26 protein-coding genes and 1 tRNA gene are annotated in these 25,977 nt (G+C 62.5%); 14 read left to right on the forward strand and 13 right to left on the reverse strand.

Annotated elements, in window-relative coordinates:
* Window positions 1–13 precede the first annotated feature (13 nt).
* The 3 genes from rpoZ to BTM36_RS16300 form a co-directional block, all read right to left on the reverse strand.
* Window positions 14–217 carry a DNA-directed RNA polymerase subunit omega gene (rpoZ, locus tag BTM36_RS16290; RefSeq protein ID WP_006462590.1) on the reverse strand — a complete coding sequence of 68 codons (204 nt, stop codon included), beginning with the start codon at window positions 215–217 and terminating at the stop codon, window positions 14–16.
* A 59-nt stretch (window positions 218–276) separates the two neighbouring features.
* Window positions 277–915, reverse strand: a complete 639-nt coding sequence (gene gmk / locus BTM36_RS16295) for a guanylate kinase (RefSeq protein WP_006462589.1) — start codon at window positions 913–915, stop codon at window positions 277–279.
* Window positions 916–996: 81 nt separating this feature from the next.
* Window positions 997–1,911 (reverse strand): YicC/YloC family endoribonuclease, encoded by a 915-nt coding sequence (locus tag BTM36_RS16300; RefSeq protein WP_077237093.1) that lies wholly within the window; start codon window positions 1,909–1,911, stop codon window positions 997–999.
* A gap of 355 nt (window positions 1,912–2,266) precedes the next feature.
* On the opposite strand from BTM36_RS16300, the gene rph reads away from it, so the two are divergent.
* The 6 genes from rph to sodC all read left to right on the forward strand — a co-directional run bounded on the left by rph (window position 2,267) and on the right by sodC (window position 9,145).
* On the forward strand, window positions 2,267–2,995 hold the full coding sequence (gene rph, locus BTM36_RS16305; protein ID WP_077237094.1) for a ribonuclease PH: 729 nt from the start codon (window positions 2,267–2,269) through the stop codon (window positions 2,993–2,995).
* Window positions 2,996–3,151: 156 nt separating this feature from the next.
* A complete protein-coding gene (gene rdgB, locus BTM36_RS16310) occupies window positions 3,152–3,742 on the forward strand; it encodes an RdgB/HAM1 family non-canonical purine NTP pyrophosphatase (protein WP_006462586.1) in 591 nt (196 codons plus the stop codon).
* Window positions 3,739–4,983, forward strand: coding sequence for a radical SAM family heme chaperone HemW (gene hemW, locus BTM36_RS16315; protein ID WP_077237095.1), 1,245 nt, complete (start codon window positions 3,739–3,741; stop codon window positions 4,981–4,983). The genes rdgB and hemW overlap by 4 nt, the downstream gene beginning before the upstream one ends.
* A gap of 140 nt (window positions 4,984–5,123) precedes the next feature.
* Window positions 5,124–6,323 carry an EAL and HDOD domain-containing protein gene (locus BTM36_RS16320; RefSeq protein WP_039874801.1) on the forward strand — a complete coding sequence of 400 codons (1,200 nt, stop codon included), beginning with the start codon at window positions 5,124–5,126 and terminating at the stop codon, window positions 6,321–6,323.
* Between the two features lie 5 nt (window positions 6,324–6,328).
* Window positions 6,329–8,416 carry a bifunctional diguanylate cyclase/phosphodiesterase gene (locus BTM36_RS16325; protein WP_077237096.1) on the forward strand — a complete coding sequence of 696 codons (2,088 nt, stop codon included), beginning with the start codon at window positions 6,329–6,331 and terminating at the stop codon, window positions 8,414–8,416.
* A gap of 201 nt (window positions 8,417–8,617) precedes the next feature.
* Complete coding sequence (gene sodC, locus BTM36_RS16330) at window positions 8,618–9,145, forward strand: superoxide dismutase family protein (RefSeq protein WP_077237097.1); 528 nt, start codon at window positions 8,618–8,620, stop codon at window positions 9,143–9,145.
* A gap of 9 nt (window positions 9,146–9,154) precedes the next feature.
* Here sodC and BTM36_RS16335 read toward each other — a convergent pair whose 3' ends face one another.
* The 4 genes from BTM36_RS16335 to BTM36_RS16350 all read right to left on the reverse strand — a co-directional run bounded on the left by BTM36_RS16335 (window position 9,155) and on the right by BTM36_RS16350 (window position 12,824).
* Window positions 9,155–10,270 carry a sterol desaturase family protein gene (locus BTM36_RS16335; RefSeq protein ID WP_077237098.1) on the reverse strand — a complete coding sequence of 372 codons (1,116 nt, stop codon included), beginning with the start codon at window positions 10,268–10,270 and terminating at the stop codon, window positions 9,155–9,157.
* A 197-nt stretch (window positions 10,271–10,467) separates the two neighbouring features.
* A tRNA-Ser gene (locus BTM36_RS16340) sits at window positions 10,468–10,561 on the reverse strand.
* A 161-nt stretch (window positions 10,562–10,722) separates the two neighbouring features.
* Window positions 10,723–11,976, reverse strand: coding sequence for an aspartate kinase (locus BTM36_RS16345; RefSeq protein ID WP_006462578.1), 1,254 nt, complete (start codon window positions 11,974–11,976; stop codon window positions 10,723–10,725).
* A gap of 569 nt (window positions 11,977–12,545) precedes the next feature.
* Entirely contained in the window at window positions 12,546–12,824 is a 279-nt protein-coding gene (locus tag BTM36_RS16350; protein WP_077237099.1) for a DUF4148 domain-containing protein, read from the reverse strand.
* A 230-nt stretch (window positions 12,825–13,054) separates the two neighbouring features.
* Between BTM36_RS16350 and BTM36_RS16355 the strand changes: the two genes are divergently transcribed.
* Complete coding sequence (locus BTM36_RS16355) at window positions 13,055–13,966, forward strand: LysR family transcriptional regulator (RefSeq protein ID WP_006462576.1); 912 nt, start codon at window positions 13,055–13,057, stop codon at window positions 13,964–13,966.
* Window positions 13,967–13,984: 18 nt separating this feature from the next.
* Here BTM36_RS16355 and BTM36_RS16360 read toward each other — a convergent pair whose 3' ends face one another.
* Entirely contained in the window at window positions 13,985–14,413 is a 429-nt protein-coding gene (locus BTM36_RS16360) for a thioredoxin family protein (RefSeq protein ID WP_006462575.1), read from the reverse strand.
* 121 nt (window positions 14,414–14,534) lie between these two features.
* Here BTM36_RS16360 and tsaB point away from each other — a divergent pair, with 121 nt between their 5' ends.
* From tsaB to BTM36_RS16380, 4 genes are read left to right on the forward strand one after another with little or no spacing between them, the layout of a single operon-like run.
* Entirely contained in the window at window positions 14,535–15,254 is a 720-nt protein-coding gene (gene tsaB, locus BTM36_RS16365) for a tRNA (adenosine(37)-N6)-threonylcarbamoyltransferase complex dimerization subunit type 1 TsaB (RefSeq protein WP_077237100.1), read from the forward strand.
* The gene (gene rimI / locus BTM36_RS16370; RefSeq protein WP_077237101.1) at window positions 15,251–15,748 is read left to right on the forward strand and encodes a ribosomal protein S18-alanine N-acetyltransferase; all 498 of its coding nucleotides are present in this window, start codon (window positions 15,251–15,253) and stop codon (window positions 15,746–15,748) included. Before tsaB ends, rimI begins: the two co-directional genes overlap by 4 nt.
* The gene (locus tag BTM36_RS16375) at window positions 15,745–16,761 is read left to right on the forward strand and encodes a uracil-DNA glycosylase family protein (protein WP_077237102.1); all 1,017 of its coding nucleotides are present in this window, start codon (window positions 15,745–15,747) and stop codon (window positions 16,759–16,761) included. Before rimI ends, BTM36_RS16375 begins: the two co-directional genes overlap by 4 nt.
* 12 nt (window positions 16,762–16,773) lie before the next feature.
* A complete protein-coding gene (locus tag BTM36_RS16380; protein ID WP_077237103.1) occupies window positions 16,774–17,799 on the forward strand; it encodes a DUF1853 family protein in 1,026 nt (341 codons plus the stop codon).
* 24 nt (window positions 17,800–17,823) lie between these two features.
* On the opposite strand, the gene lplT is transcribed toward BTM36_RS16380, so the two are convergent.
* Window positions 17,824–19,095 (reverse strand): lysophospholipid transporter LplT, encoded by a 1,272-nt coding sequence (lplT, locus tag BTM36_RS16385; RefSeq protein WP_006462570.1) that lies wholly within the window; start codon window positions 19,093–19,095, stop codon window positions 17,824–17,826.
* Window positions 19,096–19,326: 231 nt separating this feature from the next.
* Here lplT and alr point away from each other — a divergent pair, with 231 nt between their 5' ends.
* Entirely contained in the window at window positions 19,327–20,406 is a 1,080-nt protein-coding gene (gene alr / locus BTM36_RS16390; protein WP_077237104.1) for an alanine racemase, read from the forward strand.
* 89 nt (window positions 20,407–20,495) lie between these two features.
* Window positions 20,496–21,881, forward strand: a complete 1,386-nt coding sequence (gene radA / locus BTM36_RS16395; RefSeq protein WP_006462568.1) for a DNA repair protein RadA — start codon at window positions 20,496–20,498, stop codon at window positions 21,879–21,881.
* A 29-nt stretch (window positions 21,882–21,910) separates the two neighbouring features.
* Here radA and BTM36_RS16400 read toward each other — a convergent pair whose 3' ends face one another.
* Genes BTM36_RS16400 through ompR form a run of 3 tightly spaced genes read right to left on the reverse strand, consistent with a single transcriptional unit; the run spans window position 21,911 to window position 24,630 of the window.
* Window positions 21,911–22,477, reverse strand: coding sequence for a flagellar protein FlhE (locus BTM36_RS16400; RefSeq protein WP_077237105.1), 567 nt, complete (start codon window positions 22,475–22,477; stop codon window positions 21,911–21,913).
* Window positions 22,470–23,831 carry a sensor histidine kinase gene (locus BTM36_RS16405; protein ID WP_006462566.1) on the reverse strand — a complete coding sequence of 454 codons (1,362 nt, stop codon included), beginning with the start codon at window positions 23,829–23,831 and terminating at the stop codon, window positions 22,470–22,472. The genes BTM36_RS16400 and BTM36_RS16405 overlap by 8 nt, the downstream gene beginning before the upstream one ends.
* Before the next feature lie 37 nt (window positions 23,832–23,868).
* Entirely contained in the window at window positions 23,869–24,630 is a 762-nt protein-coding gene (gene ompR, locus BTM36_RS16410; protein ID WP_039874787.1) for a two-component system response regulator OmpR, read from the reverse strand.
* Window positions 24,631–24,817: 187 nt separating this feature from the next.
* Between ompR and BTM36_RS16415 the strand changes: the two genes are divergently transcribed.
* Window positions 24,818–25,099, forward strand: a complete 282-nt coding sequence (locus tag BTM36_RS16415; protein WP_006462564.1) for a hypothetical protein — start codon at window positions 24,818–24,820, stop codon at window positions 25,097–25,099.
* A gap of 147 nt (window positions 25,100–25,246) precedes the next feature.
* On the opposite strand, the gene BTM36_RS16420 is transcribed toward BTM36_RS16415, so the two are convergent.
* Window positions 25,247–25,906 (reverse strand): amino acid ABC transporter permease, encoded by a 660-nt coding sequence (locus BTM36_RS16420; RefSeq protein ID WP_174616863.1) that lies wholly within the window; start codon window positions 25,904–25,906, stop codon window positions 25,247–25,249.
* Window positions 25,907–25,977: the final 71 nt, after the last annotated feature.

The raw sequence follows: 25,977 nt of genomic DNA on the forward strand, positions 1-25,977 counted from the left end.
GGACGGACCAGGATCAGGCCGGAACCTTCTTCAGCATTTCCACGCCGACCTTGCCCGCTGCGATTTCACGCAGGGCGGTCACGGTCGGCTTGTCCTTGGCTTCCACCTTGGGGGTGTGGCCTTGCAGCAGCTGGCGGGCGCGGTAGGTGGCCGACAGGGTCAACTGGAAACGGTTGGGGATCTGCTTGAGGCAATCTTCGATGGTGATGCGGGCCATGTAAAACTCCTGAATGACGGTCTTGCGTGTGGATGGATCGGTCCGGCGCCCTGACAGGCTCAGCTCGCGTGGATGCCCAGCTGTGTGAACAGGTAGGCGTTGCGGGCGGCTTGTTGCGGGAATCGGCAGCGGGCTGCCTGGACAATGGCCGTCAACTCGGATAAAGCGACGGCAAACTCTTGATTGATAATAACATATTCGAACTCCGGGGAGTGCGCGATTTCGCCGCCTGCGGCCAGAATGCGGCGGGTGATGACGTGCGGTTCGTCCTGTCCGCGCTTCTTCAGGCGCTCTTCCAGCGCCGCGATCGACGGTGGCAGGATGAAGATGCCGATGGCATTGGAAAACTGCTTCTTGACCTGCTGCGCGCCTTGCCAGTCGATTTCCAGCAGCACATCGGTGCCGTTGGCGATCTGGTCGGCGATCATCAGGCGCGAGGTGCCGTAGTAGTTGCCGTGGACTTCGGCCCATTCGAGGAATTCGCCCTCGGCCTGGCGCTTCAGGAAATCCTCCGCATCCGTGAAATAGTATTCACGGCCATGTTCTTCGCCCGGGCGCGGGGCGCGGGTGGTGTAGGAGATGGACAGCTTGATGGCCGGCTCCTGCTTCAACAGGGCGTTGACCAGGGTCGATTTGCCGGCGCCGGAGGGCGCAACCACCATGAAGAGGCTGCCGGAAGTGGGTTTTTGGACGGGCATGGGGTCCTCGCTGAAAATGTCGTGAATATCTTGATATCGTGAATCTCTGCCCGACAGGTCGGGCAATGCTGGCGCCTGGGCTTACTCCAGATTCTGCACCTGCTCGCGCATCTGGTCGATCAGCAGCTTGAGCTCCATGGAGGCGTCGGCCAGTTCCTTGACGGCAGCCTTGGAGCCCACGGTGTTGGCCTCGCGGTTGAGTTCCTGCATCATGAAATCCAGACGCTTGCCGACCTGCCCACCCTTCTTCAGGATGTGGCGGGTTTCGCCCAGGTGGGCCGACAGGCGCGCCAGTTCTTCGGCGATGTCGATGCGGATGCCGTAGAGCGTCACTTCCTGGCGGATGCGTTCCAGCGATTCCTCACGGGTGGCCACCGGCGCGGCGCCGTTCTGCGTCTGCAGGGCCAGGCCCAGGGCTTCGGTCATGCGTTCGGTGGCCTTTTGCTGGAATTGCTCGACCAGTTGCGGCACCAGCGGGGTGATGCGGGCCACGATGGCTTCCATCGCATCGACCCGCGCCAGGATCACCGCCTGCAGCGCCGCGCCTTCACGGGCCCGGCTGTCGACGAAGGCGTCCAGGGTCTGCTGCAGGGTCGCCAGGATGTCGGCCTGCAGGGTTTCTTGGCTGATCTCGGCTTCTTCCATGACGCCCGGCCAGCGCAGCAGTTCGTTGACCGACAGCGGCGCTGCATCCGGGAATTGCGCACGCAGCTGGTCTTGCAGGTTGGCCAGTTGCGCCACCACAGTGGTGTTGAGCGCCTGGCTGTTGCCGCTGGCCACCTTGCGGCCGAAGGACAGGCGGCATTCCACCTTGCCGCGCACCAGGCGGCCCATGATGGCCTCGCGCAGCATGGGTTCGACCGCGCGCAGGTCGTCGTTGATGCGGAATTGCAGGTCCAGGAAGCGCGAATTCACGCTCTTCATTTCCAGGGTGACCGTGCCGGCGGTGGTTTCACGGGTGGTGACGGCGTAGCCGGTCATGCTGTAGATGGTCAAGGTCGGGGCTCCATAAGCGGGCGCGGCGCCGGGTAGGGCGCGCTGACAGGTCGGGTTGCGGGCGGTGCGGGCAGTGACGGGGCAAACTCGGCTGCTGCCGCGACGGCAGTCTTGCTGATCCATTACAATGCCGGACTTGAACGTTCCGGCAGCGCCTGTGCGGTCTGCCCGGGATGTCGCCCGGTCGGAGCCCGCATTTTAATGAAGATTGGCGGCGCCGCGCTATCAAAAACATCAAAATGAGCGGTTTTGACGGTCATCGACCGGCCCGGTACCCGGTTGCCGCCGCCGATTTCCCTCAACCTTCACCGCTACCAGCTTAGCCAAGACCCTACAAACATAGACAAGGATCACCATGACAGCTTCCCATCGCCCCAGCGGCCGTAGCGTTTCGCAGTTGCGCGAGGTTCGCCTGACCCGCCAGTACACCAAGCATGCCGAAGGATCGGTGCTGATCGAGTTCGGTGACACCCGCGTGCTGTGCACCGCCTCGATCGAAGAAAGGGTGCCGGGTTTCCTCAAGGGCAAGGGCCAGGGCTGGCTCACCGCCGAATACGGCATGCTGCCCCGTTCCACCCACACCCGTATGGACCGCGAGGCTGCCAAGGGCAAGCAGTCCGGCCGCACCCAGGAAATCCAGCGCCTGATCGGACGCGCCCTGCGCGCTGCCTTCGATCTGGAGGCCTTCGGCGAGCGCACCCTGCAACTGGACTGCGACGTCCTGCAAGCCGATGGCGGTACCCGTACCGCGGCCATCACCGGCGCCATGGTGGCGGCCTACGATGCGTTCTCGGTGCTGCAGGGGCGTGGCCTGATCGAGACCATTCCGGTCAAGCAGTTCGTGGCAGCGATCTCGGTCGGCGTCTATCGCGGCGTGCCGGTGCTGGACCTGGATTACCTGGAGGATTCGGACTGCGATACCGACATGAACGTGGTCATGACCGATGCCGGCCACTTCGTCGAGGTGCAGGGCACGGCTGAAGGTGCGGCGTTCGACCGGGCCACCCTGAACAGCCTGCTGGACCTGGCCCAGCAAGGCATTGCCACCCTCAACGGTCTGCAGAAGAAGGCCCTGGGCCTGTAAGTCGATCAGCCCACCGGTCAGCGCCGCACCATCGGGCGGCCCGGGGCAAATCGCATTACAATGCGGCCTACACAAGACACAGGGGAAAACGCCATGTTGCAGCCAGGACATGGCGTTTTTCATTGTCGCGACTCCTGCCACCCATTCGGACCAAGCATGCACACCAAGCAAAAGATCGTCATGGCGTCGAACAACGCCGGCAAACTGAAGGAATTCGCCAGCCTGCTGGGCGACATTGGCCTGGACGTGCGCCCACAGGGCGAGTTCGACGTCCCCGAAGCGGAAGAGCCTTTCGGCACCTTCGTCGAAAACGCCCTGACCAAGGCCCGCCATGCGGCGCGCCTGACCGGGCTGCCGGCACTGGCCGACGACTCCGGCGTCTGCGTCAATGCCCTGGGCGGTGCGCCCGGCGTCTATTCGGCGCGCTATGCCGGCGAACCCAAGTCCGACGCCAACAACAACGCCAAACTCATCGCTGACCTGGCGGCTCATGCCGACAAGTCAGCTTATTACTATTGCGTGCTGGTCTATGTGCGCCATGCCGACGATCCGCAACCGGTCATCGCCGACGGCGTCTGGAAGGGCGAAATCATCGCCCAGGCGCGCGGGGAGGGCGGTTTTGGCTACGATCCGTATTTCCTCTTGCCTGAACTGGGCAAGACTGCAGCCGAGCTGAGCCACGCCGAGAAGAACGCCGTCTCCCATCGCGGCCAGGCCCTGCGCGCATTGATCGAGAAGCTGAAATGATCCCCATCAAACCGGTTCCGGCTGACATTCCCGCCGGCCAGGCCAGCGCCGGCCCGGCGCAGGCGGCGCTGGCTTTCCTCAAGCCCGGCAGCCTGCAACTGACGGCCTTGCCGCCGCTATCCCTGTATGTGCATTTTCCCTGGTGCGTGCGCAAGTGCCCGTATTGCGACTTCAATTCGCACGAGGTCAAGGGCAGCTTCCCCGAAGAGGATTATCTGGACGCGCTGCGCCTGGACCTGGAGCAGGCCCTGCCGTTGATCTGGGGCCGCAAGATCAATACCATCTTCATCGGGGGCGGCACACCCAGCCTGCTGTCAGCCGCCGGTCTGGACCGCCTGTTGTCGGACCTGCGCACCTTGCTGCCTTTCGACGCCGACATCGAGATCACGATGGAGGCCAATCCCGGTACCTTCGAAGCCGACAAATTCCGTTCTTACCGGGAAAGTGGCATCAACCGGCTCTCTATCGGCATCCAGAGCTTCAATGCGCAGCACCTGGAAGCGCTGGGGCGTATCCATGACGGTGACCAGGCGCGCAAGGCGGTGGAGATCGCCCATGCCAATTTCGACAATTTCAATCTCGACCTGATGTATGCCTTGCCGCGCCAGACACTGGCCGAGGCGCAGGCCGACATCAGTACGGCACTCGCGTTTGCGCCGCCGCATCTGTCGCTCTACCACCTGACGCTGGAGCCCAACACGCTCTTTGCGCGTTTCCCGCCGGCAGTACCCGATGAGGATGCCAGTGCGGACATGCAGGACATGATCGCAACTCTGACAAGTGCTGACGGCTACGCCAATTACGAGGTCTCGGCCTATGCCCAACCGGGCAGACGCGCCCGGCACAATCTTAACTATTGGCAATTTGGCGATTACCTGGGCATCGGCGCCGGCGCGCATTCCAAGCTGTCCTTCCCGCATCGCATCGTACGCCAGATGCGCTACAAGCATCCGCAGGCCTATCTGGATCAGACCCGCGCCGGCCGGCCGATCCAGGAAGAGGCCGAAATCGGCCGCGACGCGCTGGGCTTCGAGTTCATGCTCAATGCCCTGCGCCTGACCGAGGGTTTTTCGCCCAACCTGTTCGCCGAACGTACCGGGATGAGCCTGAACCAGATCGGCAAGCAACTCGACCTGGCCGAGCAAAAGGGAATGTTGTATCGCGACCACGCTGTGATCCGGCCCACTGATCTGGGGCGCCGTTTTCTGAATGACCTGCAGGAAATCTTCCTGTCAGGATAAAGCTGGTTGCAAGCTTGCTTTTATCGGGTATATTTAGAAAAAATTTAATTTTAATTAAGTATTCTGCTGGGAAACTTATTTAGAGTTTTTCGACACCCAAGAGCGTTTCGGCAGGCTACGGAGCGCGCCACGATAAAAATATGGCTGTTCAGGATAAAAGCGTTTCGTTTCCACTCGTGTTTTTGCAGCCCGTCGCCGACGTTCATCACGTCTGGACGGCGCTGTCGCTGCATATTTCGCCGGCGGTCGAAGACGGCAGCGCCTTGCTGTCGAGATTGTTCAACGAGTTCGACCTGCATGACGCCCTGGGTGGCCTGACCTGCATCATCCCGGTGCGTGACCCGGCGATCTTTGCGCCGGAGTTCAAGCACGAGATTCCCCAGGGCCAACTGGCACTGCGCGTGCCGGTCGAGCATTGCGTGGACCCCGGCAAGATCGATGCGCTGGACTGGCTCTACAGCCGCGGCTTTGCCATCATCGCCGACGGTTTGCCGGCACAAGGTGCCAGCGTGTTCCCGTTCGTGGAATCGGTGGCGCTGGATGCCAGCATCGGCAACCTGCCCGAAACCACCCAGTGGCTGCACCGCCTGCGCGGACCCCACCTGGCCGAGAACGTGGCCGATGCCCTGCAGTTCGATGGTTGCCGGGTGGAGGGTTTCCGCTGGTTCTCGGGCGAATATGCCTTGCATCCCGACAGCCGCCTGTCGCAAAAGAATTCGATTTCCCGCGCCCGCCTGCTGAAGTTACTGGAACTGGTGGCGCGCGACGCCGATGCCAATGAGCTGGAATCCCTGCTCAAGCAGGACCCGGCGCTGTCCTACCAGCTCTTCAAGCTGGTGAGTTCGGCCGCTTTCGGCTTCTCGGCCCATATCACCAATTTCACCCAGGCCATCAATCTGCTGGGGCGCCGTCAGTTGCAGCGCTGGTTGCAGCTGTTGCTGTATGCGCGCTTCCCCGGCGACGAATCGGCCAATCCGCTGCTGCCGCGTGCGGCAGCCCGTGCGGCCATGATGGAGGCGATGGCGCAGCGGGTGGAGTGCACGCCCGAGGAACTGGACCGGGCTTTCATCACCGGCATGTTCTCGCTGCTGGATATCCTCCTGGGCATGCCGCTCAACGACATCATCGAGCCCTTGAAGCTGCCGGTGGATATCTGCAATGCGCTGGTCTATCGCAGCGGCCGGCTGGGCAAGCTGCTGGACGTGGTGGAACGCTCCGAAGATGGCCGCATCCCCTTGCGTCATGTGGACCTGGACGCCGCCGGTCTCGACGCTGAGGTGTATTGCCGCTGTCTAATCCAGGCCTTCAGCTGGGCCACACGCGTCAGTACCGAGGCGTGATTACGATGATCTCCTCCGTGGGCAGTGACGATCTGGCATGCTGTTCGGCATTGCTGGACGCCATGCAAAACCTGCACGGCATGGCATTGCATGCCGCGCTGGGAGGAATCGCATCGGGTTTCCTCAAGCGCCCCGGCGGACGCTACGTGATCGGCATGCCGGGAGAAACCGGTAACGGCCTATGCCAGCCGGTGGCGCATGAAGACGCGCAGTTCGGCTATTTCGTTTTTCCTTCCCTGACGCGGCCCTATACCGAGCTCGAGCGCAACCGGCTGGCGATGCTGGGCGCCTTCCTTGGCCGCCTGATGCAACGCCGCGCCGAAACGGAGAAGCGCGCCCGCTCCCTGGACCAGATCGAAGCCAAGCTGGAAGAGCAGGCGCAGATCCTGCACCAGATGCACGAATCAGTGATCACGATGGATCCGGCCGGTTTCATCACCAGCTGGAACCGTGGCGCTGAGCAATTGTTCGGCTATACCGCCCTGGAAGCCATCGGCCGCAACGTGCTATTCCTCTACGAGAACGAGGAAGAAGAGGATTCGCTGCACGACGTATTCCTGGAGCAGGGCGGCCGCGAGATGGAGGTGCGGCGCCGCAAGAAGTCCGGAGAGGTATTCTGGGCCAGCCTTTCCTTGTCGGTGATGCGCGACCAGAGCGGGCATCCGATCGGCCTGATCGGCTATCTGAGCGACATCACGGAACGCAAGAACGCTGAAAAGCTGATTCATCACCTGGCCTACTACGACGCCCTGACCGGTTTGCCCAACCGCACGTTGCTCACCCGCACGGTGGACCAGGCGCTGATGGAAGCCAAGCATGAAAACATGCATGGTTGCGTCATGTTCATCGACCTGAACCGCTTCAAGCCCATCAACGACACCCTGGGTCACGTGGCCGGGGACATGTTGCTGGTGGAAGTGGCCATCCGTCTGCGCCGCGCCTTGCGCGAGCAGGACGTGGTGGCGCGCCTGGGCGCCGACGAGTTTGCGGTGGCCCTGTTCGATATCGACAAGGATTACCACCCCGGTTTTGTCGCCCAGAAGCTGCTGGCGGTGTTCGACGATCCCTTCTTCATCGATGGTCATGAGCTGCGCGTGGGCGCCAGCATCGGCGTGAGCATGTATCCGGAAGACGCCAGCGACACCGAGACCCTGCTGCGCCTGGCCGACATCGCCATGTACCGCGCCAAGCAGGGCGGGGACAACAATGAAGGCGGCTACGTCTACTACAGCGAAGAGATGAATCGCAACACGCTGGATCTGTTGCGCATCGAGACCGGTCTGCTGCACGCCTTCGAATACAACGAGCTGCTGTTGTACTACCAGCCCAAGGTGGACATGAACACCCTCGCCATCACCGGGGCCGAAGCACTGGTGCGCTGGCAGCATCCGGAGCGCGGCCTGCTGCTGCCGGGCGAGTTCATCCCCATCGCCGAAGAGACCGGTCTGATCGTCCAGCTCAGCGACTGGGTGCTGGATGCCGTGTGCCGGCAGGCAAGGGCCTGGAAGGAAGCCGGTATGGCGCCGATCCGTATCGCCCTGAACGTGACGGCGCGTGAGTTCACTCGTTCGCTGCCCGACCGCGTGCGCGCCGCGCTGAGCCGCCACATGCTCAGCGGCGACTGGCTGGAGCTGGAAATCACCGAGAGCATGCTGATGCATAGCACCGATCGCGTCATTTCCATCATGGAAAAGATCTGCAGCCTGGGTATCACCATCTCGCTGGACGATTTCGGGACTGGCTATTCCAGCCTGTCCTACCTCAAGCGTTTCCCTATCAATACCCTCAAGATCGACCGCTCCTTCACTATGGGCATCCCGGACGATACCAATGACTGCGCCATCGCCAGCGCCATCATCGGTATCGCCAAGCAGTTGCGCCACAAGGTTATCGCCGAAGGGGTGGAAACCGAAAAGCAGTTCAACTTCCTGCGCGAAGCCGGTTGCAACGAGTTGCAGGGCTATATCTTCTCGCGCCCGATTCCGGCCGTGGATTTCCATGCGATGCTGCTGGAGGGGCGTAAGCTCAATGTGGCGTTGGGTGGTGCCGATACAGGTGAGGGCAGCGAAACCGGTAACACGCCGCACGCCTGAGTCCGCTGTCAGGAAGGCGGCACCGGTTTGTGATGTAGTCCTGTCGGCGTGTGGTAGAGCAATTCAGCTTTGATTTTCGAAGTTTTCTGGGATAAAAATCTCGAACTTCGTCCAGTTCTGGCGGCGAGAATCCGTCATTCCCACCGCTGCGCTTGCGGACGACCTATCCTCCATCCTTTTCATTTTCGGAAGGAAACAAGCATGAAACGACACATTGCAGCATTGGCCATGATGGCCTGTGGAACCGCTATGGCTGCCTCTCCGGCGGCGATCAAGGTGCCGATGAACCTGGTCGATGCCAATGGTGTGGCCGCCGCCGTGGGTGAGGTGACCATCAGCGAGACTCCCTACGGTCTGCTGTTCACGCCGGCCATCAGCGGCCTGCCGGGCGGGCAGCACGGTTTCCACGTGCATCAGAATGCATCCTGCGCACCGCTTGAGAAAGACGGCAAGATGGAACCGGCCCTGGCCGCAGGTGGTCACTGGGACCCGCAAAAAACCGGCAAGCATGAGGGCCCGTATGGCGAGGGGCACCAGGGCGATTTGCCGGCGCTCTACGTGAATGCCGCCGGCAAGGCCGAGTACCCGGTCCTGGCGCCTCGCATCAAGACACTGGCCGAGGTCCGTGGCCATGCCCTGATGATCCACGTGGGCGGCGATAACCATGCCGACCATCCTGCGCCGCTGGGTGGAGGCGGGGTGCGCCTGGCCTGCGGCATCATCCAGTAAGCAGAGCGCTCAGATCAAAGCGTAGACGGCCACCGCTGCCGCCACGTCAATGGCAAGTACCAGCGCGCCGCCCAGGCGGCGCTGCATGTACGCACCGAGCGCCCAGAATCCGGCCAGCAGGGCGGTGCTGATCGCCAGAAGGTGCAGGTAGGGCTGTTCGTCTGCCTGCCACAGCAACGCCGAGGCTGCTGCCAACAAACCTACGAACTGTAGTCCTGAAAGCCACTGCCTCAGGCGCGGCAGCTGTACGTCGTAACGGCGACGCGCGGCCTCAAGGTCGAAGGGCGGGTAAGGTTCCATCCCGGCGGGGCGCCAGCCTGGCGCCTTGAACCAGATTTTCAACTTGTCCTGCCAGCGCGGCATCGTTGCCGCGCTGTGCAATAGCTGCCAGTAGCCGGACAGGACCGCCCACAGCGGATCCCAGCTATTGAGGGGCGTACGGGTGCCGTAGACGACTTTCTCCTTTTCCTCGGCAAAGGTGCCGAACATGCGGTCCCAGATCACCAGCATGCCGCCGTAGTTCTTGTCCAGGTATTGCTCGTTGACCGCATGATGTACCCGGTGATTGGAGGGGGAGGAAAACACGCGATCGAACCAGCCCAGTTTGCCGATGTGCTCGGTGTGGATCCAGAATTGGTAGGTCAGCACCACCAGTCCGGCGATGCCGAATTGTTCGGGCTCCACGCCGAGGATCGCCATGGGCAGGTAGAACACCCAGCCAAGCAGCGCCACGGTGCTTTCCTGACGCAGCGCAGTGGAGAGATTGAAGTCCTGGCTCTGATGATGCACCGAGTGTGCCGCCCAGCCCAAGGCGTTCTCATGGCCGAACCGGTGCAGCCAGTAATCGAAAAAATCGAACAGCAAGATGGCCGCGATCCAGCCGAACGCGCCTTGCCAGAAGCGCGCCGCCGGGAAGACGGCCACGGCACGATAGGTGAGCGAATACAGCCCGACCTGGAACAACTGGGTGAGCAGCGCCACCAACTGGCTGATGACCCCTTGCGACATGCTCGCCAGGACATCGGGCAGGCGGTAGGTATTGCGGCCGCGAACGTAGCCATAGGTGAATTCCGCCACGATCAACAAGAGGAAGACGGGAATGATGTAGACAATGATTTTTTCCATGGCGGATATTATGCCGCGATGCACAAAACACTGTCTGACAGTACCCTGACGTTTACGTCCAGCCGCGCAGATGCCGAGAGTCAGAATCTCCTGTTTGCCGTCCATGCTACGACAACTCAGCAGCTGCCCCCGGGGAGGGTGGCAATATCGATGAAGCAATAAAAAAGCCCCTGTAAAAACAGGGGCTTAGTAATGCTTGGCGGAGACGGAGGGATTCGAACCCTCGATACAGGTTTAAGCCCGTATGCTTCCTTAGCAGGGAAGTGCCTTCGACCACTCGGCCACGTCTCCACACTGAAGGCTGTTATCGCATTGCTGCGTTGCCTCAGCGAAGACCGAGATAATATCTTCTCATTTGCATCCGGTCAACAGTCGTCTTGCAAATAATCACTGTTTTTTACCGGTGCGGTCTTCGCTGCTGCGGGTAGTGCAGAGGATGCAGTTGGTGCGGATTACTTGGCGCTGTCCAGGTCGAAAGCCTTGTGCAGGGCGCGCACGGCTAGTTCCATGTACTTCTCGTCGATCAGCACCGAGATCTTGATTTCGGAGGTGGAAATCATCTGGATGTTGACGCCTTCTTCGGACAGGGTGCGGAACATCTGCGAGGCGATGCCCACGTGGCTGCGCATGCCCACGCCGACCACCGAGACCTTGGAGACCTTGGTGTCGCCGTTGATGGCGGCCGCGCCGATGTGCGCCTTCACGCTGCTGTTCAGCACTTCCACGGCCTTGGCGTATTCCGCGCGCGGGACGGTGAAGGTGAAGTCGGTCTTGCCTTCCACCGACTGGTTCTGGATGATCATGTCCACTTCGATGTTGGCATCGGCCACCGGGCCCAGGATCTGGTAAGCGATGCCCGGACGATCCGGTACGCCCAGCACGGTGATCTTGGCTTCGTCGCGGCTGAAGGCGATGCCGGTGATGGTTGCTTGTTCCATGTTCTTGTCTTCCTCAAACGAAATCAGGGTGCCGGAGGCGGCTTCTTCGGCCAGCGGCGTGAGCGGGTCGGTCAGAGACGACAGCACGCGGGTCGGCATCTTGTAGTTGCCGGCAAATTCCACCGAACGGATCTGCAGGACCTTGGAGCCCAGGGAGGCCATTTCCAGCATCTCTTCGAAGGTCACGGTCTTGAGGCGGCGGGCGTCGCTGACCACGCGCGGGTCGGTGGTATAGACGCCGTCGACGTCGGTGTAGATCAGGCATTCGGCCGCCTTGATGGCCGCAGCCACGGCAACTGCGGAGGTGTCCGAGCCGCCACGACCCAGGGTGGTGATGTTGCCGTCGGCGTCCACACCCTGGAAGCCGGTGATCATGACGATCTTGCCGGCATTGAGGTCCTTGCGGACCTTGGCGTCATCGATGGAACGGATGCGGGCCTTGGTGAAGGCCGAGTCGGTCTTGATCGGCACTTGCCAGCCGGCATAGGACACGGCCTGCTTGCCCAGGGCCTGCAGGGCGATGGCCAGCAGGGCGACCGATACCTGTTCGCCGGTGGAGGCCAGCATGTCCAGTTCGCGACCGTCGGGCTGGGCCATGATTTCCTTGGCCATGCCCAGCAGACGGTTGGTTTCACCAGACATCGCCGAAGGTACGACGACGATCTGGTGGCCTGCGTCGTGCCATTTGGCAACGCGCTTTGCGACATTCTGGATGCGCTCGATCGAGCCCATCGAAGTGCCGCCGTATTTGTGAACGTATAAAGCCATAGGGGGATAAAAAAAGGTGGCCCGACTTTGACAAGAAACCCTTAGCTAGGCCGGAAGGAACAAACCCTTGACTTTACATGCGGCGCGCCAAAATCTCAAGGGAAAGCTGGGTCTGGCTTGCGTTTGCACCAGGCCGGGATGGCAATTGAGGCATGTCGCGCCGCAGCAGAAATGAGCATGGGCGGGCCGCCGCATGCATGAATCTGGAGACTCACGGCATGGGAATGCGTGCTCCGTGCGTCAAATGCGGCTGTAGCGGGAAAAGTGGGGAGGGCGCGGGAGGGGCGATTCAGGAGCGGCTGGACGGGAGGCGGAAATGATTGGCGCACCAGCTGTCATGCGCCCGATAACGACTGGCGGCATGGCAGGTGGTGCTGCGGTACTGTGAAGCATTGGTACTGCGGGTGAAGCTTTGCGGCGACGGCGGACCTGATTTCCAGGGCGGGCGGTTCGGACGCCATCGGGGCACTCATTCGCGTTCATTGATGATCAAACGCGGGGGATGCGCCGTGCGGAACACTGCCTGTGCGGAATCGGTCAATGCATCGACCGGGTGCGGAGTCTGTCGATCAGGCGCCGCTGTACAGGTTTTGTGCTGCGTTGTTGGCTTGTTGCACCTGGCTTTCGACTTCCTGGCGGCTCAGCTTGGAGGGCGCCTGACGCAGCACCGGGTACTCGTTGCGCGAGACGATCTCATGGTTGGCCTGGGCGCGTTGCAGTTCAGCCTTCACGTCGGCGCGGGTCTGGGTCGAATGGAACGGGGTTTCCGGCGGATATGGGGCTTCGGCCATGGCGGCACCGGCAGCGGCCAGCAGGGAGGCGGCAACGACAATATTCTTGATGTTCATGATAGGGTCCTCTGTTTGGTAAGTGGGTGGAACTACATTGCCCAGATGCCGGCGAGTAAGGCACTCTCCTTGTGGGAAAGTCCACTCGTGGGCCAGCTGGTGCAGGCGGTTGGGGCAGATGCTGCATTGCGCTAACCGATGACTGAAGTGTAAATATTGCGAAGCTAAAGAAAAATAGGTCTAATCGGAATTGACTATTTCTCTTTATGGAACAATCGGGGACTTGAAAAATGGATCGTCTGCAATCAATGCGGGTGTTTGCCAAGGTGGTGGAGCAGGGCAGTTTTGTGCGCGCCGCCGAATTGCTGGAAATTTCCAACGCCGTGGCGACGCGTTTCATTGCCGATCTCGAGGCGCATCTCGGTACGCGTCTGCTCAATCGTTCCACGCGCAGGCTGTCGCTCACCGAGGCGGGGCAGGCCTATCTGGAGCGGGTGCGCATGATCCTGGGGGAGATCGATGACGCCGAAGCGCTGGTGTCGCTGGAAACCAAGCGTCCTGCGGGCACTCTGGCCATCTATGCCAATGCCGGTTTCGGGCAGTCGCAACTGGGCGAGCTGCTGGCAGGCTACGCCCAGGCATTTCCGGACGTGGCGCTGGATATCAACCTGTCCGACCGCTCCATCGATCTGGTGGAGGAGGGTATCGACATCGGATTTTTCAGCAGTCTGCAGAAATTCGACGCCAGCATGATCGTGCGCCAGCTCGGCGTGGCGCGGGTGGTCCTGTGCGCGTCGCCGGCATATCTGGAGCGCGCTGGCGCCCCGGAGCAACCGGAAGACCTGTCGCGTCATAGTTGCCTGAATTTTTCGCATGAATATCTGCGTCATCACTGGCACGTCAATACTGAGGCGGGGGTGCTGGATGTGCCCATCGTGAGCAAGGCGGTGTCCAACAGTGGCGTGCTGCTGCGCGACCTGGCCCTGGCCGGGATGGGCATCGTCCTGCGGCCGTCCTACTCGCTGGGGGATGATCTGCGCTGCGGCAAGCTGGTGCAGGTGCTGCCTGGCTTCGACATGGGGCAGGTGGTGATTTCCATGGTCTATCCGAGTCGCCGCCTGCTCTCGGCCAAGGTGCGCAGCTTCGCCGATTTCATCAGCGCACGCTTCCCCCATCCGGAGAGCGATCCCTGGCTGACCTGAAACAGAAGGGGATTGGCTTCAGCCGATGACGTCGGCGAGCTTGTCCAGCAGGCTGCACTCCTGCTGCCAGGTACGGCGCTCGGCGCTGCTGGCGGCTTCGCGCTGCAGTTCGGCGTCGCTCTTGTCGACCTGTGCCAGCAGGATGCGCTCCGCCAGCCGGGTGTCGGGCTCCATGGGGCCGAAGAAGGCCACGGTGGCGCCACGTTCGATCAATAAGGTCGGGAAGTTGTCGATATCGAGGTCGCCAACGAGGTCGGCCTGGTCTTCGATGTCGATCCAGGTGAAGTGGTGTTGAGGATAGCGTTCGGCCCAGGCCTGGAAGGCGGCCTCGTATTCGCGACAACTGCCGCACCAGTTGGCGCACAGGCAGGCAACGACCCACGTGTCGTTGCGCAGCGCCTCGGCGAGATGGCGGCGGTTGGTCTGGTCAAGTTTCTGATAGGACATGGCGTGGCTATTTTACTCGCTTCATGCGCCGGTGTTTTGCGCCGCCGCATGAAGCTGCCGGAAGCTGCCGGAACGCGGCAAAGGAACCGAACAATTGCTCACCTCACGGTAAAATAGCGGGATGTCCACGATTCTTGCTATTGAAACTTCCACCGAGCTGGCCTCGGCCGCCTTGTTGCACCGGGGCGAACTGATCTCGCGCCAGTCGGCCGGCACGCAGACGCACTCCGATGCCATCCTCCCCATGATCCAGCAACTGCTGGCCGACGCCGGCCTGACACTGGCCCAGTGCGATGCCCTGGCCTTCGGCGTCGGCCCGGGCTCGTTCACCGGCGTGCGCACCGCATGCGGTGTGGTGCAGGGATTGTCCTTCGGCTGCGACCGGCCGGTGGTGCCGGTGGTCACGCTGGAGGCCGCAGCCCAGGCCTGTCGTGCTCTGGACGAGAGTGTCACCGAGGTGCTGGCCATCCTGGACGCCCGCATGGGTGAAGTCTACTGGGCGCGTTACCGGGCTCGCCCCGAGGGTGGCTGGGAGGTGCTGGCCGAACCCGCCCTGGCAGCGGCCGACCAGGTGCGCACAGAGGGACGCCCCACCGCCTGTGGCAATGGCTTATCGGTCTATGCGGCCCATTTTACGCCGCAATTCTGTGCCAGCCAGTTCGCGGCGGCGCATCCACAAGCCATGCCCCACGCACGTCAGGTGGCCCAGTTGGGCCAGGTCTATTTCGGCCAGGGACGCGGATTGCCGGCGCAGGAGGCGCAACCGCTCTATCTGCGCAACAAGGTGGCCCTGACCACCGCCGAGCGCGAACTGCGCGACGCTGCCAAGGGCGCTGCATGAGTGCAGGGGTCTTGCCGCTGTCGGCGCTCTCGCATCCGCAGCTGGGCCGCCTGCAATTCGCCCCCATGGGTGCGGGTGACCTGGATGCGGTCGTGCAGATCGAAGACGCTGTGTATTCCCACCCGTGGAGCCGTGGCAACTTCCAGGATTCGCTCTACAGCGGTTACCAGGCGCAGACCCTGCGCGACGCCGGTGGCCTGCTGCTCGGGTACTTCCTGGTCATGCTGGCCGTGGATGAGGCCCACCTGCTCAACATCAGCGTGGCGGCCGCGTATCAGCACCAGGGACTTGGACGCATGTTGCTGGATCAGGCCACTGCGGTGGCTCGTCAGCAGCAGATGCGGACCATGCTGCTGGAGGTACGTGAATCGAATACGCATGCGGCCAAGGTCTACCGTCGCTATGGTTTCACGGAAATCGGCCGCCGCAAGAATTACTATCCCGCCGCCAACCAGACCCGGGAAGGGGCTATCGTCATGAGCCTGCCTTTATGAGTGAAGAAATGAAACAAGATCCCGGCTTCGGTTCCTCCCTGGCCCTGCTCGATGCGCTGGGGATCGGCCCGGTGTGGGTGAGGCGCGAACTGGCCGTGGAGGAAGATGTGGAAGCGTCCGCTGCGGAAGATGCGGTAGCACCGCCGGAAGTCGCCTCTGCTGCCCAGCGCCAAGTCCCTGTGCCGCCACCGGTGGCTCCGGCCGTCGGTCCCGTTGCGCGGGCACCGGTGACCAGTGATGCGGCAGCGATGCCACCTGCCGCTGCGCCCTCCGTTCCGGCACCGAGCGCGCCGCGGGTGCGTGCGCCGGTCGATGAGGACGGTGGTCCTCCGTCCTGGCTGGATGACATGAATTTCGCTGCGTCGATGGAACCCATGCCCATCCCGGATGGCGATGAGGAAGAGGACGCCCCCGCAGTCGATCCGATGATCGCCAGGATCAAGTCCATGGACTGGCCACAGCTGACGCAGCAGGTATCTGAATGCCGCCGCTGCGGGCTGTGCAACGGGCGCAAGAATACCGTCTTCGGCGTCGGTGACGAAAAGGCCAAATGGCTCTTCATCGGTGAGGGGCCGGGGCGCAACGAGGATATGCAGGGCGAGCCCTTCGTCGGACCGGCCGGCAAGCTGCTGGACAACATGCTGCTGGCCATGGGTGTCAAGCGGGGTGCCAACGCCTACATCGCCAACATCGTCAAATGCCGGCCGACCGATGACAATGGTCGCGACCGACCGCCTTCGCCGCAAGAGGTGGCGGCCTGCCTGCCTTATCTGCAACGCCAGATCGAACTGATCCAGCCCACCGTGCTGGTGGCATTGGGCAAGACGGCGGCACTCTCGCTGCTGGGTCTGGACCCGGCCACGCCGGTCTCGCGCCTGCGCGGCAGCGTGCATCGCTATCAGGACCTGCCGCTGGTGGTGACCTATCACCCGGCCTATCTGCTGCGTACGCTCAACGACAAGAGCAAGGCCTGGGCCGACCTGTGCCTGGCCATGAGCACCTACCAGGCTTAGGCAGGCGCAACGATGCACACCGGCGCCGCCCTGGGGACGCAACCCGCCACGCATCAGGCCCGCTTTCACCAGCGCTGGCCTGATCTACGCGACCCACACGTGCGGGCACTGGCCTGGTTGCTCTATGCTCCGGACCTGCTGGCGGCCGATGCGGCCAGCTGGGAGGGCCGCATTGCGACCCTGGGTCCCGTCTCACCCGCCGTGGCGGGCTGGCTGCACGACCTGCAATACGATCCCGTCCTCAACGCCGAGCTGCATGCCGAGATGGTGCGGCAACCGTCTGCGCGCCTGGGCCGCTATGCCGAGAAACTGCTCGGCTTCTACCTGCGCCAGCATGACTGGCTGGTCGCCGCCAATTTGCAGGTACGCAATCAGGGGCCGACGCGCGAGACGCTGGGAGAGTTCGACTTCCTGGTGAGTTCGCCGGAGGCGGAGGAGCAGGGAGGAGTCGTGCATTGGGAATTCGCGACCAAGTTCTATCTGCTACAGGCACGCGATGCCTGCCAGGCCGATGCCTTTGTCGGCCCCAACCTGGCCGATTCCCTGGGGCGCAAGATGCGCAAGATCATGCAGCAGCAACTGATGCTGTCGGCCCACCCGGCAGCCCAGGCGGTGTTGCCGGCTCCGGTGGTGGCTGCCCGTGCATTGGTGAAGGGCTGGCTGTTCTATCGGCACGATGAAGCACTGGTGCTGCCAGCGGCGATGGGAATCGCACCGGACCACTGTCGGGGTTTCTGGGGGGATGTGCAGTTCCTGAAGGAGCGCGACGATGTGGCAGACCGCTATGTGCTGCTGCCGCGCCTGTCCTGGCTGGCGCCGGCAAGGCTGCCGCTGGCCGAGGGATTGACGCTGGCGCAGTTGCTGTTGCGCCTGGAAAACCTGTTCCAGGCTGACGACAGCCCGGTCATGGTGGCCCGTTGTCGCCCGGGCGAATCCATGGAGCCGGAACTGCTGGAAACGGCGCGGGGTTTTATCGTGCCGCCGCAGTGGGAGCAGCGTGCCGCCGCAATCCAGCAGCACGTCATCGTTCAGGTCTGAATCGGCTGCAGTGCAGCTTCAGGCTCAGTGGTGGGGATGCTTGTCCTCGCCGATCAGGGCCAGGGAATCATGCTCGCGCTGGTTGGCCGCATGACGGCGCATGATCAGGTACATGATGCCGGCCACGAAGGTGCCGAAGATGATGATGACGGTATTTACATCCAGGTTCATGCGCACCATGAAGGCATACAGCACCAGCATGGTCAGCACCGAGAGGTTTTCGTTGAAGTTCTGGACGGCGATCGAATGGCCGGCGCTCATCAGCACGTGGCCCCGGTGCTGCAGCAGGGCATTCATCGGCACCACGAAGTAACCCGACAGCGCCCCCACGATCACCAGCAGCGGATAGGCGACCCAGACCGAGGTGGTGGTGGTCATCAGCATGACCACGATGCCCATGATGATGCCCAGCGGCATGACGGTCAGCGATTTCTTCAGCGGCACGAAGCGGGCAGCGCCCATTGCACCCAGTGCCACGCCTACGGCGACGATCCCTTGCAGGATGGCTGCCTTGTCCAGCGGCATGTGCAGTGACTTCTCGGCCCATTTCAGGACGATGAACTGCAGGGTTGCGCCAGCACCCCAGAACAGCGTGGTCACGGCCAGCGAAATCTGGCCCAGCTTGTCCTTCCAGAGGGTGGTGAAGCAACCGGCGAAGTCCACGATCAGGCGGATGGGATTGCGTTGCTGGTTTTCGTAGCGGGCGCCAGTGTCGGGAATGTAGAAGTTGAACAGCGCGGCGATGACGTAGATGCAGGAGATGATGCACAGTGCCGCTTCGGTGGGGGTATCGATGGGAAAATCGACCATCGGGAAATCGAAGCTGAGGATTACTGCGGAAATCTTCGGGTTGACCAGCGCTCCGCCCAGGACCGTGCCCATGATGATGGAGCCCACCGTCAACCCTTCGATCCAGCCGTTGGCGGCGACCAGTTTCTCAGGCGGTAGCAATTCGGTGAGGATGCCGTACTTGGCCGGCGAATAGGCCGCCGCGCCGAAGCCCACCACCGCGTAGGCCAGCAGTGGATGGACGGTGAAGAACATGAGTGAACAGCCGACGATCTTGATCATGTTGGTGATCAACATGACCTTGCCTTTCGGGAAGGCGTCGGCAAAGGCGCCCACGAAAGCCGCCAGCAGCACGTAGGAAAGCACGAAGAACAGCTTCAGCAGCGGGGTCATCCACGCTGGCGAATGCATTTCGGCAAGTAGGGCGATGGCGGCGATCAGCAGCGCGTTATCGGCGAGCGACGAAAAGAACTGCGCCGCCATGATGGTATAGAAACCGCGATTCATCCCTGTCCAAGATGTATAACAAATGATGTCCGGCTAGCTTTATACCATGAAACCATGAGCTCTCCGTCATAAGTCAAACCAGAAAGATGTTCGTCCGGTAAAATGCCCGCTTGTTCCGCGCCAGGCAAAAACTTCCGGGCCAAGCGCGAGAAGCAGGCCCCTGGCGGGCCTGTCGCCTCGCCGCATGCGTTGCCTGTCATTTGCCCACCGTCATCAGCCTACCCCGACATCATGCCAAGACCGATCGTTGCCTCCATCAGCCTTTCCGCTCTTCAACACAATCTGGCCGTTGCCCGCGCCCATGCTCCCGGGGCCAAGGTCTGGGGCGTCGTGAAGGCCAATGGCTATGGTCACGGACTGGAGCGCGTCATGCGCGGATTTGCAGCCGCCGATGGCCTGGCACTGGTGGAACCCAACTATGCGGTGCGCCTGCGCGAACTCGGCTGGACCAAGCCCGTCCTGCTGCTGGAAGGCTTTTTCGATGCCGATGACCTGCCGGTGCTGGCGCGTCACGACATCCAGTTCGCCGTCCACTGCGAAGAACAGATCACCTTGCTGGAGGCCTACGCGGGTGAAGCCAACTGGCATATCCACCTGAAGATGAACAGCGGCATGAACCGCCTGGGTTTCCAGCCCGACGTCTTCCGCGCTGCCTATGCACGCCTGCAGAAGATCGCCGGGGTGCGCAGCATCACCATGATGACCCACTTCGCCAACGCCGACGACGCCGGTAACCCGGCGCTGCCGCTGAAGGAACAGGTGCGGCGCTTCCAGGCCGCCACGGAGGGCCTGGCCGGTGCCAGGAGCCTGTGCAATTCGGCGGCCGACCTGATGCATGGCGAACTCGCGCATGACTGGATCCGGCCGGGCGTCATGCTCTATGGCGGTACCCCGGGTGGCGGCACGGCGGCCGATTTCGGACTGCGCGCGGCCATGACGCTGGAAAGCCGGATCATCGGCGTACAGGATGTCCAGCCCGGCGAGGCGGTCGGCTACGGCAGCCGCTTCGTGGCCGACAAGCCGATGAGGCTGGGCGTGGTGGCCTGCGGTTATGCCGACGGCTATCCGCGTCATGCGCCCACCGGGACCCCGGTACTGGTCGATGGCGTAAAGACGACCACCGTGGGCCGGGTATCGATGGATATGCTGGAAGTCGACCTGACGGCTATCCCCGGTGCGGGCGTGGGCAGCCATGTCGAGCTGTGGGGGCAAGGCCTGCCCATCGACGAGGTTGCGTTTTCTGCCGGCACCATCGGTTACGAGTTGATGTGCGCGCTGGCCCCACGCGTGGCCGTGCGCGAAGTGGAGTAAGCCGGGAACAGGCCGGGAATAGACTGGAAACAGACCGGGAAAAAGCCAAGACGGGTGCCCGGGACGCAATAAGGAACAGCAAGGCGACAATGGCGAAGCTCAAGACCAACTACACCTGCACGGAATGCGGCGGGATCAGCAACAAATGGGCCGGCCAGTGCCCGTCCTGCGGACAGTGGAACACCCTGGTCGAGACCCTGGTGGAGCCGGCTGGTGGCAACCGTTATTCCTCGACGCCGCAAAGCCTGGCGCAGACAGCCCCGGTGCTCAGCCTGGCCGACATCGAGGCCATCGACGTGCCACGTTTCGGCACTGGTATCGAGGAATTCGACCGGGTGCTGGGCGGCGGCCTGGTGCCGGGTGGGGTGGCCCTGATCGGTGGCGATCCCGGCATCGGCAAGTCGACCCTGCTGCTGCAGGCGCTGGCCAATATCTCCAAGCTGAAGAAGGTGCTCTACGTCAGCGGAGAAGAATCCGGCTCGCAGATTGCCCTGCGCGCCAAGCGGCTGGCGGTGGATGCGCGCGAACTGCAACTGCAGGCCGAGATCCAGCTCGAAAAGATCCTCGCCACCCTCGCCGAACACAAGCCGGAAGTGGCCGTGATCGACTCCATCCAGACCGTGTATTCGGATGCATTGACGTCGGCGCCCGGCTCGGTTGCGCAGGTGCGCGAATGCGCGGCGCAGTTGACGCGGGTTGCCAAGACCTCCGGCATCACCATCATCATGGTTGGCCACGTGACCAAGGAAGGTGCACTGGCCGGCCCCCGCGTGCTGGAACACATCGTGGATACGGTGCTGTATTTCGAGGGCGATACCCATTCCAGTTTCCGCCTGGTGCGTGCCTTCAAGAATCGCTTCGGCGCGGTCAACGAACTGGGCGTGTTCGCGATGACGGAGAAGGGCTTGAAGGGCGTGTCCAACCCGTCCGCCCTGTTCCTCTCGCAGCACGAGAACCAGGTCCCTGGCTCCTGCGTCATGGTGACCCAGGAAGGTACACGTCCACTGTTGGTGGAAATCCAGGCCCTGGTCGACAGTTCGCATGTGCCCAACGCCCGCCGTCTCTCGGTCGGCCTGGAGCAGAACCGGCTGGCCATGTTGCTGGCCGTGCTGCATCGTCATGCGGGAGTTGCAGCGTTTGACCAGGATGTGTTCATCAATGCTGTGGGTGGAGTGAAGATTACGGAGCCCGCGGCCGATCTGGCGGTGCTGCTGGCGATCAATTCATCAATGCGCAACAAACCCCTGCCACGGGGCCTGGTGGTCTTTGGCGAGGTAGGGCTGGCTGGCGAAATCCGTCCGGCACCGCGCGGTCAGGAACGCTTGCGCGAGGCCGCCAAGCTGGGCTTCTCGATCGCCGTGATCCCCAAGGCCAACGCGCCCAAGCAGCCTATAGAGGGCTTGAAGGTGATTGCGGTGGAACGCATCGACGATGCCCTGCAGAAGGCACGCGAGATCGACGATCTGGCGGCCTGAGTCGCTTGCCCAGGCCGATAAGGCAGCGATCAGCGGGGAATATCGAAGGTCACGATGACCTGGTTGACCTCGCCCTTGACCGGCGCTTCGCCGGTGCGCGTGCTGCCGCGTACGCCGTAGTAGAGCTGGAAAGGCAGGCTGGCATCGCGCCCGTTGAAGAAGTCGGTGCTGCCGCTGTCGGCATGGCTGACGTCCCAGCACAGGGCCGCATCCTTCCAGCAGAGACGGGCTTCAAAGCCGGCCGGCTTGCGCGCTACGGTGTAGCGCCAGCTGACCTTGCTGATGGTGGCGCCCGGCGGGATCTGACCCACCACCTTGAACTGCGTGAGGTAGTCGGCATTGCGGGCGCGGATGTCCGGACCCGCTTCGTCCGAGGCGTAGGCGCCGCTGGGGCCATTCCTGGCGGCGGCCGGTGCGGCGGGTGGGGGCGCTGCCGGCGTGACGGGCGATACGACGATGATGGGGCGGCGGTTTTCCGTGCCGCCCTGCGGCAGGCTCAGGTTGCGATCGGCATAGCTCTGGGCCGGTGCCAGGGCAGGGAGCAGGGCGCTACCGGCCAGCAGCATCATGCCGGCCAGCCCGGCGCGCTCACGCATGGCGACGATGCCCCTTCAGCGGCAGCGTGATCTGCACCAGCAGGCCGCCACGGGTTTCTTCATGTCCCTTCAAGCTCAGCTTGCCATTGTGCTTGAGCACGATGCGGTTGACGATCGCCAGGCCCAGTCCGGAACCGTTGGCCTGTCCGCGCGCGGTATCGAGCCGCGTAAACGGGCGCAGCAGGCGCTCGCATTCATTCTCCGGCACGCCCGGGCCATGATCGAACACATCCACCACTACGTGATGCCCTTCGATGCGACTGCGCAGATGGATCTCCGCACAATCGGTGCCCGGCGTCTTGCCGTAGCGGCGGGCATTTTCCACCAGGTTGCTGAAGACCCGCGCCAGCTCGGTGCCATTGCCGGCGACTTCGGTGGCCGGGGTGATCTGGGCGGTGATCTTCACGTCGGACAGCCTGCCGGAGTTGCTGGCAACGTCTTCCAGCAGACTGGCCAGGTCGATGGTTTCCAGATTGCTGGTGTCGAAGGGTTTGGCGTAGTCGAGGAACTGCCCGATGATGCTATCCATCTGCGCCAGATCCGAATGCATGCCATCGCGCGATTCGTCGGAGAGGTTGGCCATCTCCACTTCCAGCTGCATGCGCGCCAGCGGGGTGCGCAGGTCGTGCGAGATGCCGGCCAGGATCAGGGCCCGGTCGGACTCGATGCGATTGAGGTCGGCCACCATCTGGTTGAAGCTGCGGTTGGCTTCCTCGATCTCGGTCGGTCCGGACTCTGGTAGCGGCTCCGGTTGCCGCCCCTTGGCGATGGCGCGGGCCGCAGCCGTCAGGCGCGCCAGCGGCTGGTTGATCAGGGTCGAGATGAAGACCGCGCCGATCAGCGACAGGAACAGTGCAATCGAGCCCCAGCCCAGCCATTGCAGGCTGGAGGTGCGATCCAGGCGGCCACGGTCGAGCATCAGCCAGTACTGGTCGTCATCGATGTTGAAGCTGATCCAGAACCCTTCGACGTCGTTCACGCTGGAGGCGAAGGTGGTGTTCTCATCCAGCGACTGGCGCACGTAGTACTCCAGTTCGGGGACGATGGGTGAGTCTTCCGGCGGGACGATGCGGTCGGTCTTTTCCAGCGGATAGATGCGGATACCTTCATTGCTGGCCAGGTCGAACAGGAGTTCGCGTCGCATCTCCGGCGCCGAGTGGGTCAGCGCAGCGCGGGTGATGGTCACGACCGAGACGATCTGGGCGGCCAGCTGCTCCGCACGCGGGCCGCGTTCGACCATGCGGAAACTGGCCACCCAGGCCACCATGCTGGCGGTGATCAGGAAGGTCAGGAGGAAGAAGGTACGCCAGAACAGGCCGTTGCTGAACCATCCTGATTGGGGTCGGGCTTTCATCGGCAAACGGCCTGCAGGTCAGGGGTGAAGCGGGCGATCAGCGCGGTTTCCCTTCCGGGATGAAGACATAGCCCAAGCCCCAGACGGTCTGGATGTACAAGGGATTGGCCGGATCCGGCTCGATCAGCTTGCGCAGGCGGGAAATCTGCACGTCCAGACTGCGGTCGAAGACTTCATATTCGCGACCGCGCGCCATTTCCATCAGTTTTTCACGCGACAGCGGCTGGCGGGCGTTACGGGCAAAGACCTTCAGTACCGAGAATTCGCCGGTGGTGAGGGAAATCGTTTCGCCGTTCTTTTTCAGGGTACGGGTCCCCAGATCAAGGATGAAATCGCCAAATTCAAAGGTTTCCGGCGTCTCCGAAGGCGCACCCGGAAGTTCGTCCGGGCCCTTGCGGCGCAGCACCGCGTTGATGCGGGCCACCAGCTCACGCGGATTGAACGGCTTGGGCAGGTAGTCGTCGGCACCCATTTCCAGGCCGATGATGCGGTCCACGTCCTCGCCCTTGGCGGTGAGCATGATGATCGGGGTCTGGTCGCCGGCGCCGCGCAGGCGGCGGCAGATCGCCAGGCCATCTTCGCCGGGCAGCATCAGGTCCAGCACCAGCAGATCGTAGCGCTCACGGATCCAGAGCTTGTTCATGGCCTGGGCGTTTTCGGCCGTGACCACGTTGAAACCCTGTTCGGTCAGATAGCGACGCAGCAGGTCGCGCAGACGGATATCGTCATCCACCACCAATACTTTGAATTGATTGGCGGATGTTGTCGTATTACTATTGTTGCCAGTAGTTGTATTCATGTTGCCTATGGTAGCGTCTTGGCGATTTTGAGCAAGTCGGGGCGGATGATCCATTACAAACTGTTACATACCTTACCTTAATCATCTTATACCATCGCGGCCTGCGGCCTAAACTGGAATCAAGCACGAAAGCCATGTCGTCAGTGCTTTCCCTTTTGATTCTCTGTCCTCGGAAAATACGCACATTATGAAGATTGCAGTCGTCAACAAGCTATGTCTGGCAGTGATGCTGGCGCTCGGTGTGGGAGCGGCCGCGTCGGCAGCCCCACCACAGGGTGGCCGGCCGATGCCGGGGCAGCCGGGCGACTTTCGTCAGCACGCAGGTGATTTCAACCCGCAGGATCACCGCAACCAGATCGCCAGCGATCAGGATCAGCGCCGCAACGGCAAGCTCAGCGCCGATGAACGGCGTGAACTGCGGCGCCAGATCAACGAGGTCGGTCAGGACATCTACCGCGTCAAACGCTAGAGTTGATTGCTGATTCATGGATGTCGTCGGCACGGAAAGATTCCCGCCCCGATCCACAAATGCGAAAAGCCCGGATGCACAACATCCGGGCTTTTTCACGTCTACCGGCCGCAGGGGTCTCCGCTTGCGCGCCAGACCTCGCCAGACCTATATCTGGTGCGCCTTGCCCAATTTCTTTTCAAGGCGATGCTGCAAGGCCTCGAAACACAGGCTAAGTACCCAGTAGATCGCCGCTGCCGCCAGATAGAGCGGAAGCGGGCGGAAGGTCACGGCGATCACTTCCTTGGTGGCCAGCATCAGTTCCGTGACGGTAATGACGGAAACCAGCGAGGTGTCCTTGATCAGGCTGATCAGGGTGTTGCTCATCGAGGGGACGGCGATACGCACCGCCTGCGGCACGATGATGTAGCGCAAGGTCTGGAAGTAGGTCAGCCCGACGCTGTAGGATGCGTTCCACTGACCTCGGGTAACGCCCAGGATGGCACCGCGCAGGCTTTCCGACAGGTAAGCCCCGGCGTTCAGGCTCAGGGTCAGGACGCCGGCCGTCAGCGGCGAGAACTCGATGCCGATCCCCGGCAGGCCGTAATACACCACGAAGATCTGCACCAGCAAGGGCGTGCCGCGCATCATGCTGACGTAGAGCGCAGCCGGCCAGTGGATCGGGCGCCAGGGAACGATGCGCGCCACGGCCAGCACGAAACCCAGCACCAGTCCGCCCACCATGGACGCCAGTGCAAAAAGCAGGGTATAGCCCACGCCCTTGGCCAGGATGGGGGCGGCTTGCTGTAGCAGTTCCAGGATTTCCATAGGCATTCGATATAAAAAATTATCCCCGCAATGCGGGGATAAGTCGGTCCGCCCGGTCAGTGCCGGGCGGC

Source organism: Herbaspirillum sp. VT-16-41 (genome assembly GCF_001994935.1).
Taxonomy (GTDB): Bacteria; Pseudomonadota; Gammaproteobacteria; order Burkholderiales; family Burkholderiaceae_D; genus Herbaspirillum; species Herbaspirillum frisingense.

Coding starts and splice junctions, on each gene's coding strand:
- alr (WP_077237104.1), top strand. CDS start 19,327: ATGCCAAGACCGATCGTTGCCTCCATCAGCCTTTCCGCTCTTCAACAC.
- hemW (WP_077237095.1), top strand. CDS start 3,739: ATGATCCCCATCAAACCGGTTCCGGCTGACATTCCCGCCGGCCAGGCC.
- rpoZ (WP_006462590.1), bottom strand. CDS start 217: ATGGCCCGCATCACCATCGAAGATTGCCTCAAGCAGATCCCCAACCGT.
- radA (WP_006462568.1), top strand. CDS start 20,496: ATGGCGAAGCTCAAGACCAACTACACCTGCACGGAATGCGGCGGGATC.
- sodC (WP_077237097.1), top strand. CDS start 8,618: ATGAAACGACACATTGCAGCATTGGCCATGATGGCCTGTGGAACCGCT.
- ompR (WP_039874787.1), bottom strand. CDS start 24,630: ATGAATACAACTACTGGCAACAATAGTAATACGACAACATCCGCCAAT.
- rdgB (WP_006462586.1), top strand. CDS start 3,152: ATGCACACCAAGCAAAAGATCGTCATGGCGTCGAACAACGCCGGCAAA.
- lplT (WP_006462570.1), bottom strand. CDS start 19,095: ATGAATCGCGGTTTCTATACCATCATGGCGGCGCAGTTCTTTTCGTCG.
- BTM36_RS16405 (WP_006462566.1), bottom strand. CDS start 23,831: ATGAAAGCCCGACCCCAATCAGGATGGTTCAGCAACGGCCTGTTCTGG.
- rimI (WP_077237101.1), top strand. CDS start 15,251: ATGAGTGCAGGGGTCTTGCCGCTGTCGGCGCTCTCGCATCCGCAGCTG.
- BTM36_RS16345 (WP_006462578.1), bottom strand. CDS start 11,976: ATGGCTTTATACGTTCACAAATACGGCGGCACTTCGATGGGCTCGATC.
- tsaB (WP_077237100.1), top strand. CDS start 14,535: ATGTCCACGATTCTTGCTATTGAAACTTCCACCGAGCTGGCCTCGGCC.
- BTM36_RS16335 (WP_077237098.1), bottom strand. CDS start 10,270: ATGGAAAAAATCATTGTCTACATCATTCCCGTCTTCCTCTTGTTGATC.
- BTM36_RS16375 (WP_077237102.1), top strand. CDS start 15,745: ATGAGTGAAGAAATGAAACAAGATCCCGGCTTCGGTTCCTCCCTGGCC.
- BTM36_RS16325 (WP_077237096.1), top strand. CDS start 6,329: ATGATCTCCTCCGTGGGCAGTGACGATCTGGCATGCTGTTCGGCATTG.
- BTM36_RS16420 (WP_174616863.1), bottom strand. CDS start 25,906: ATGGAAATCCTGGAACTGCTACAGCAAGCCGCCCCCATCCTGGCCAAG.
- BTM36_RS16320 (WP_039874801.1), top strand. CDS start 5,124: ATGGCTGTTCAGGATAAAAGCGTTTCGTTTCCACTCGTGTTTTTGCAG.
- BTM36_RS16415 (WP_006462564.1), top strand. CDS start 24,818: ATGAAGATTGCAGTCGTCAACAAGCTATGTCTGGCAGTGATGCTGGCG.
- BTM36_RS16355 (WP_006462576.1), top strand. CDS start 13,055: ATGGATCGTCTGCAATCAATGCGGGTGTTTGCCAAGGTGGTGGAGCAG.
- BTM36_RS16360 (WP_006462575.1), bottom strand. CDS start 14,413: ATGTCCTATCAGAAACTTGACCAGACCAACCGCCGCCATCTCGCCGAG.
- BTM36_RS16400 (WP_077237105.1), bottom strand. CDS start 22,477: ATGCGTGAGCGCGCCGGGCTGGCCGGCATGATGCTGCTGGCCGGTAGC.
- gmk (WP_006462589.1), bottom strand. CDS start 915: ATGCCCGTCCAAAAACCCACTTCCGGCAGCCTCTTCATGGTGGTTGCG.
- BTM36_RS16350 (WP_077237099.1), bottom strand. CDS start 12,824: ATGAACATCAAGAATATTGTCGTTGCCGCCTCCCTGCTGGCCGCTGCC.
- BTM36_RS16380 (WP_077237103.1), top strand. CDS start 16,774: ATGCACACCGGCGCCGCCCTGGGGACGCAACCCGCCACGCATCAGGCC.
- rph (WP_077237094.1), top strand. CDS start 2,267: ATGACAGCTTCCCATCGCCCCAGCGGCCGTAGCGTTTCGCAGTTGCGC.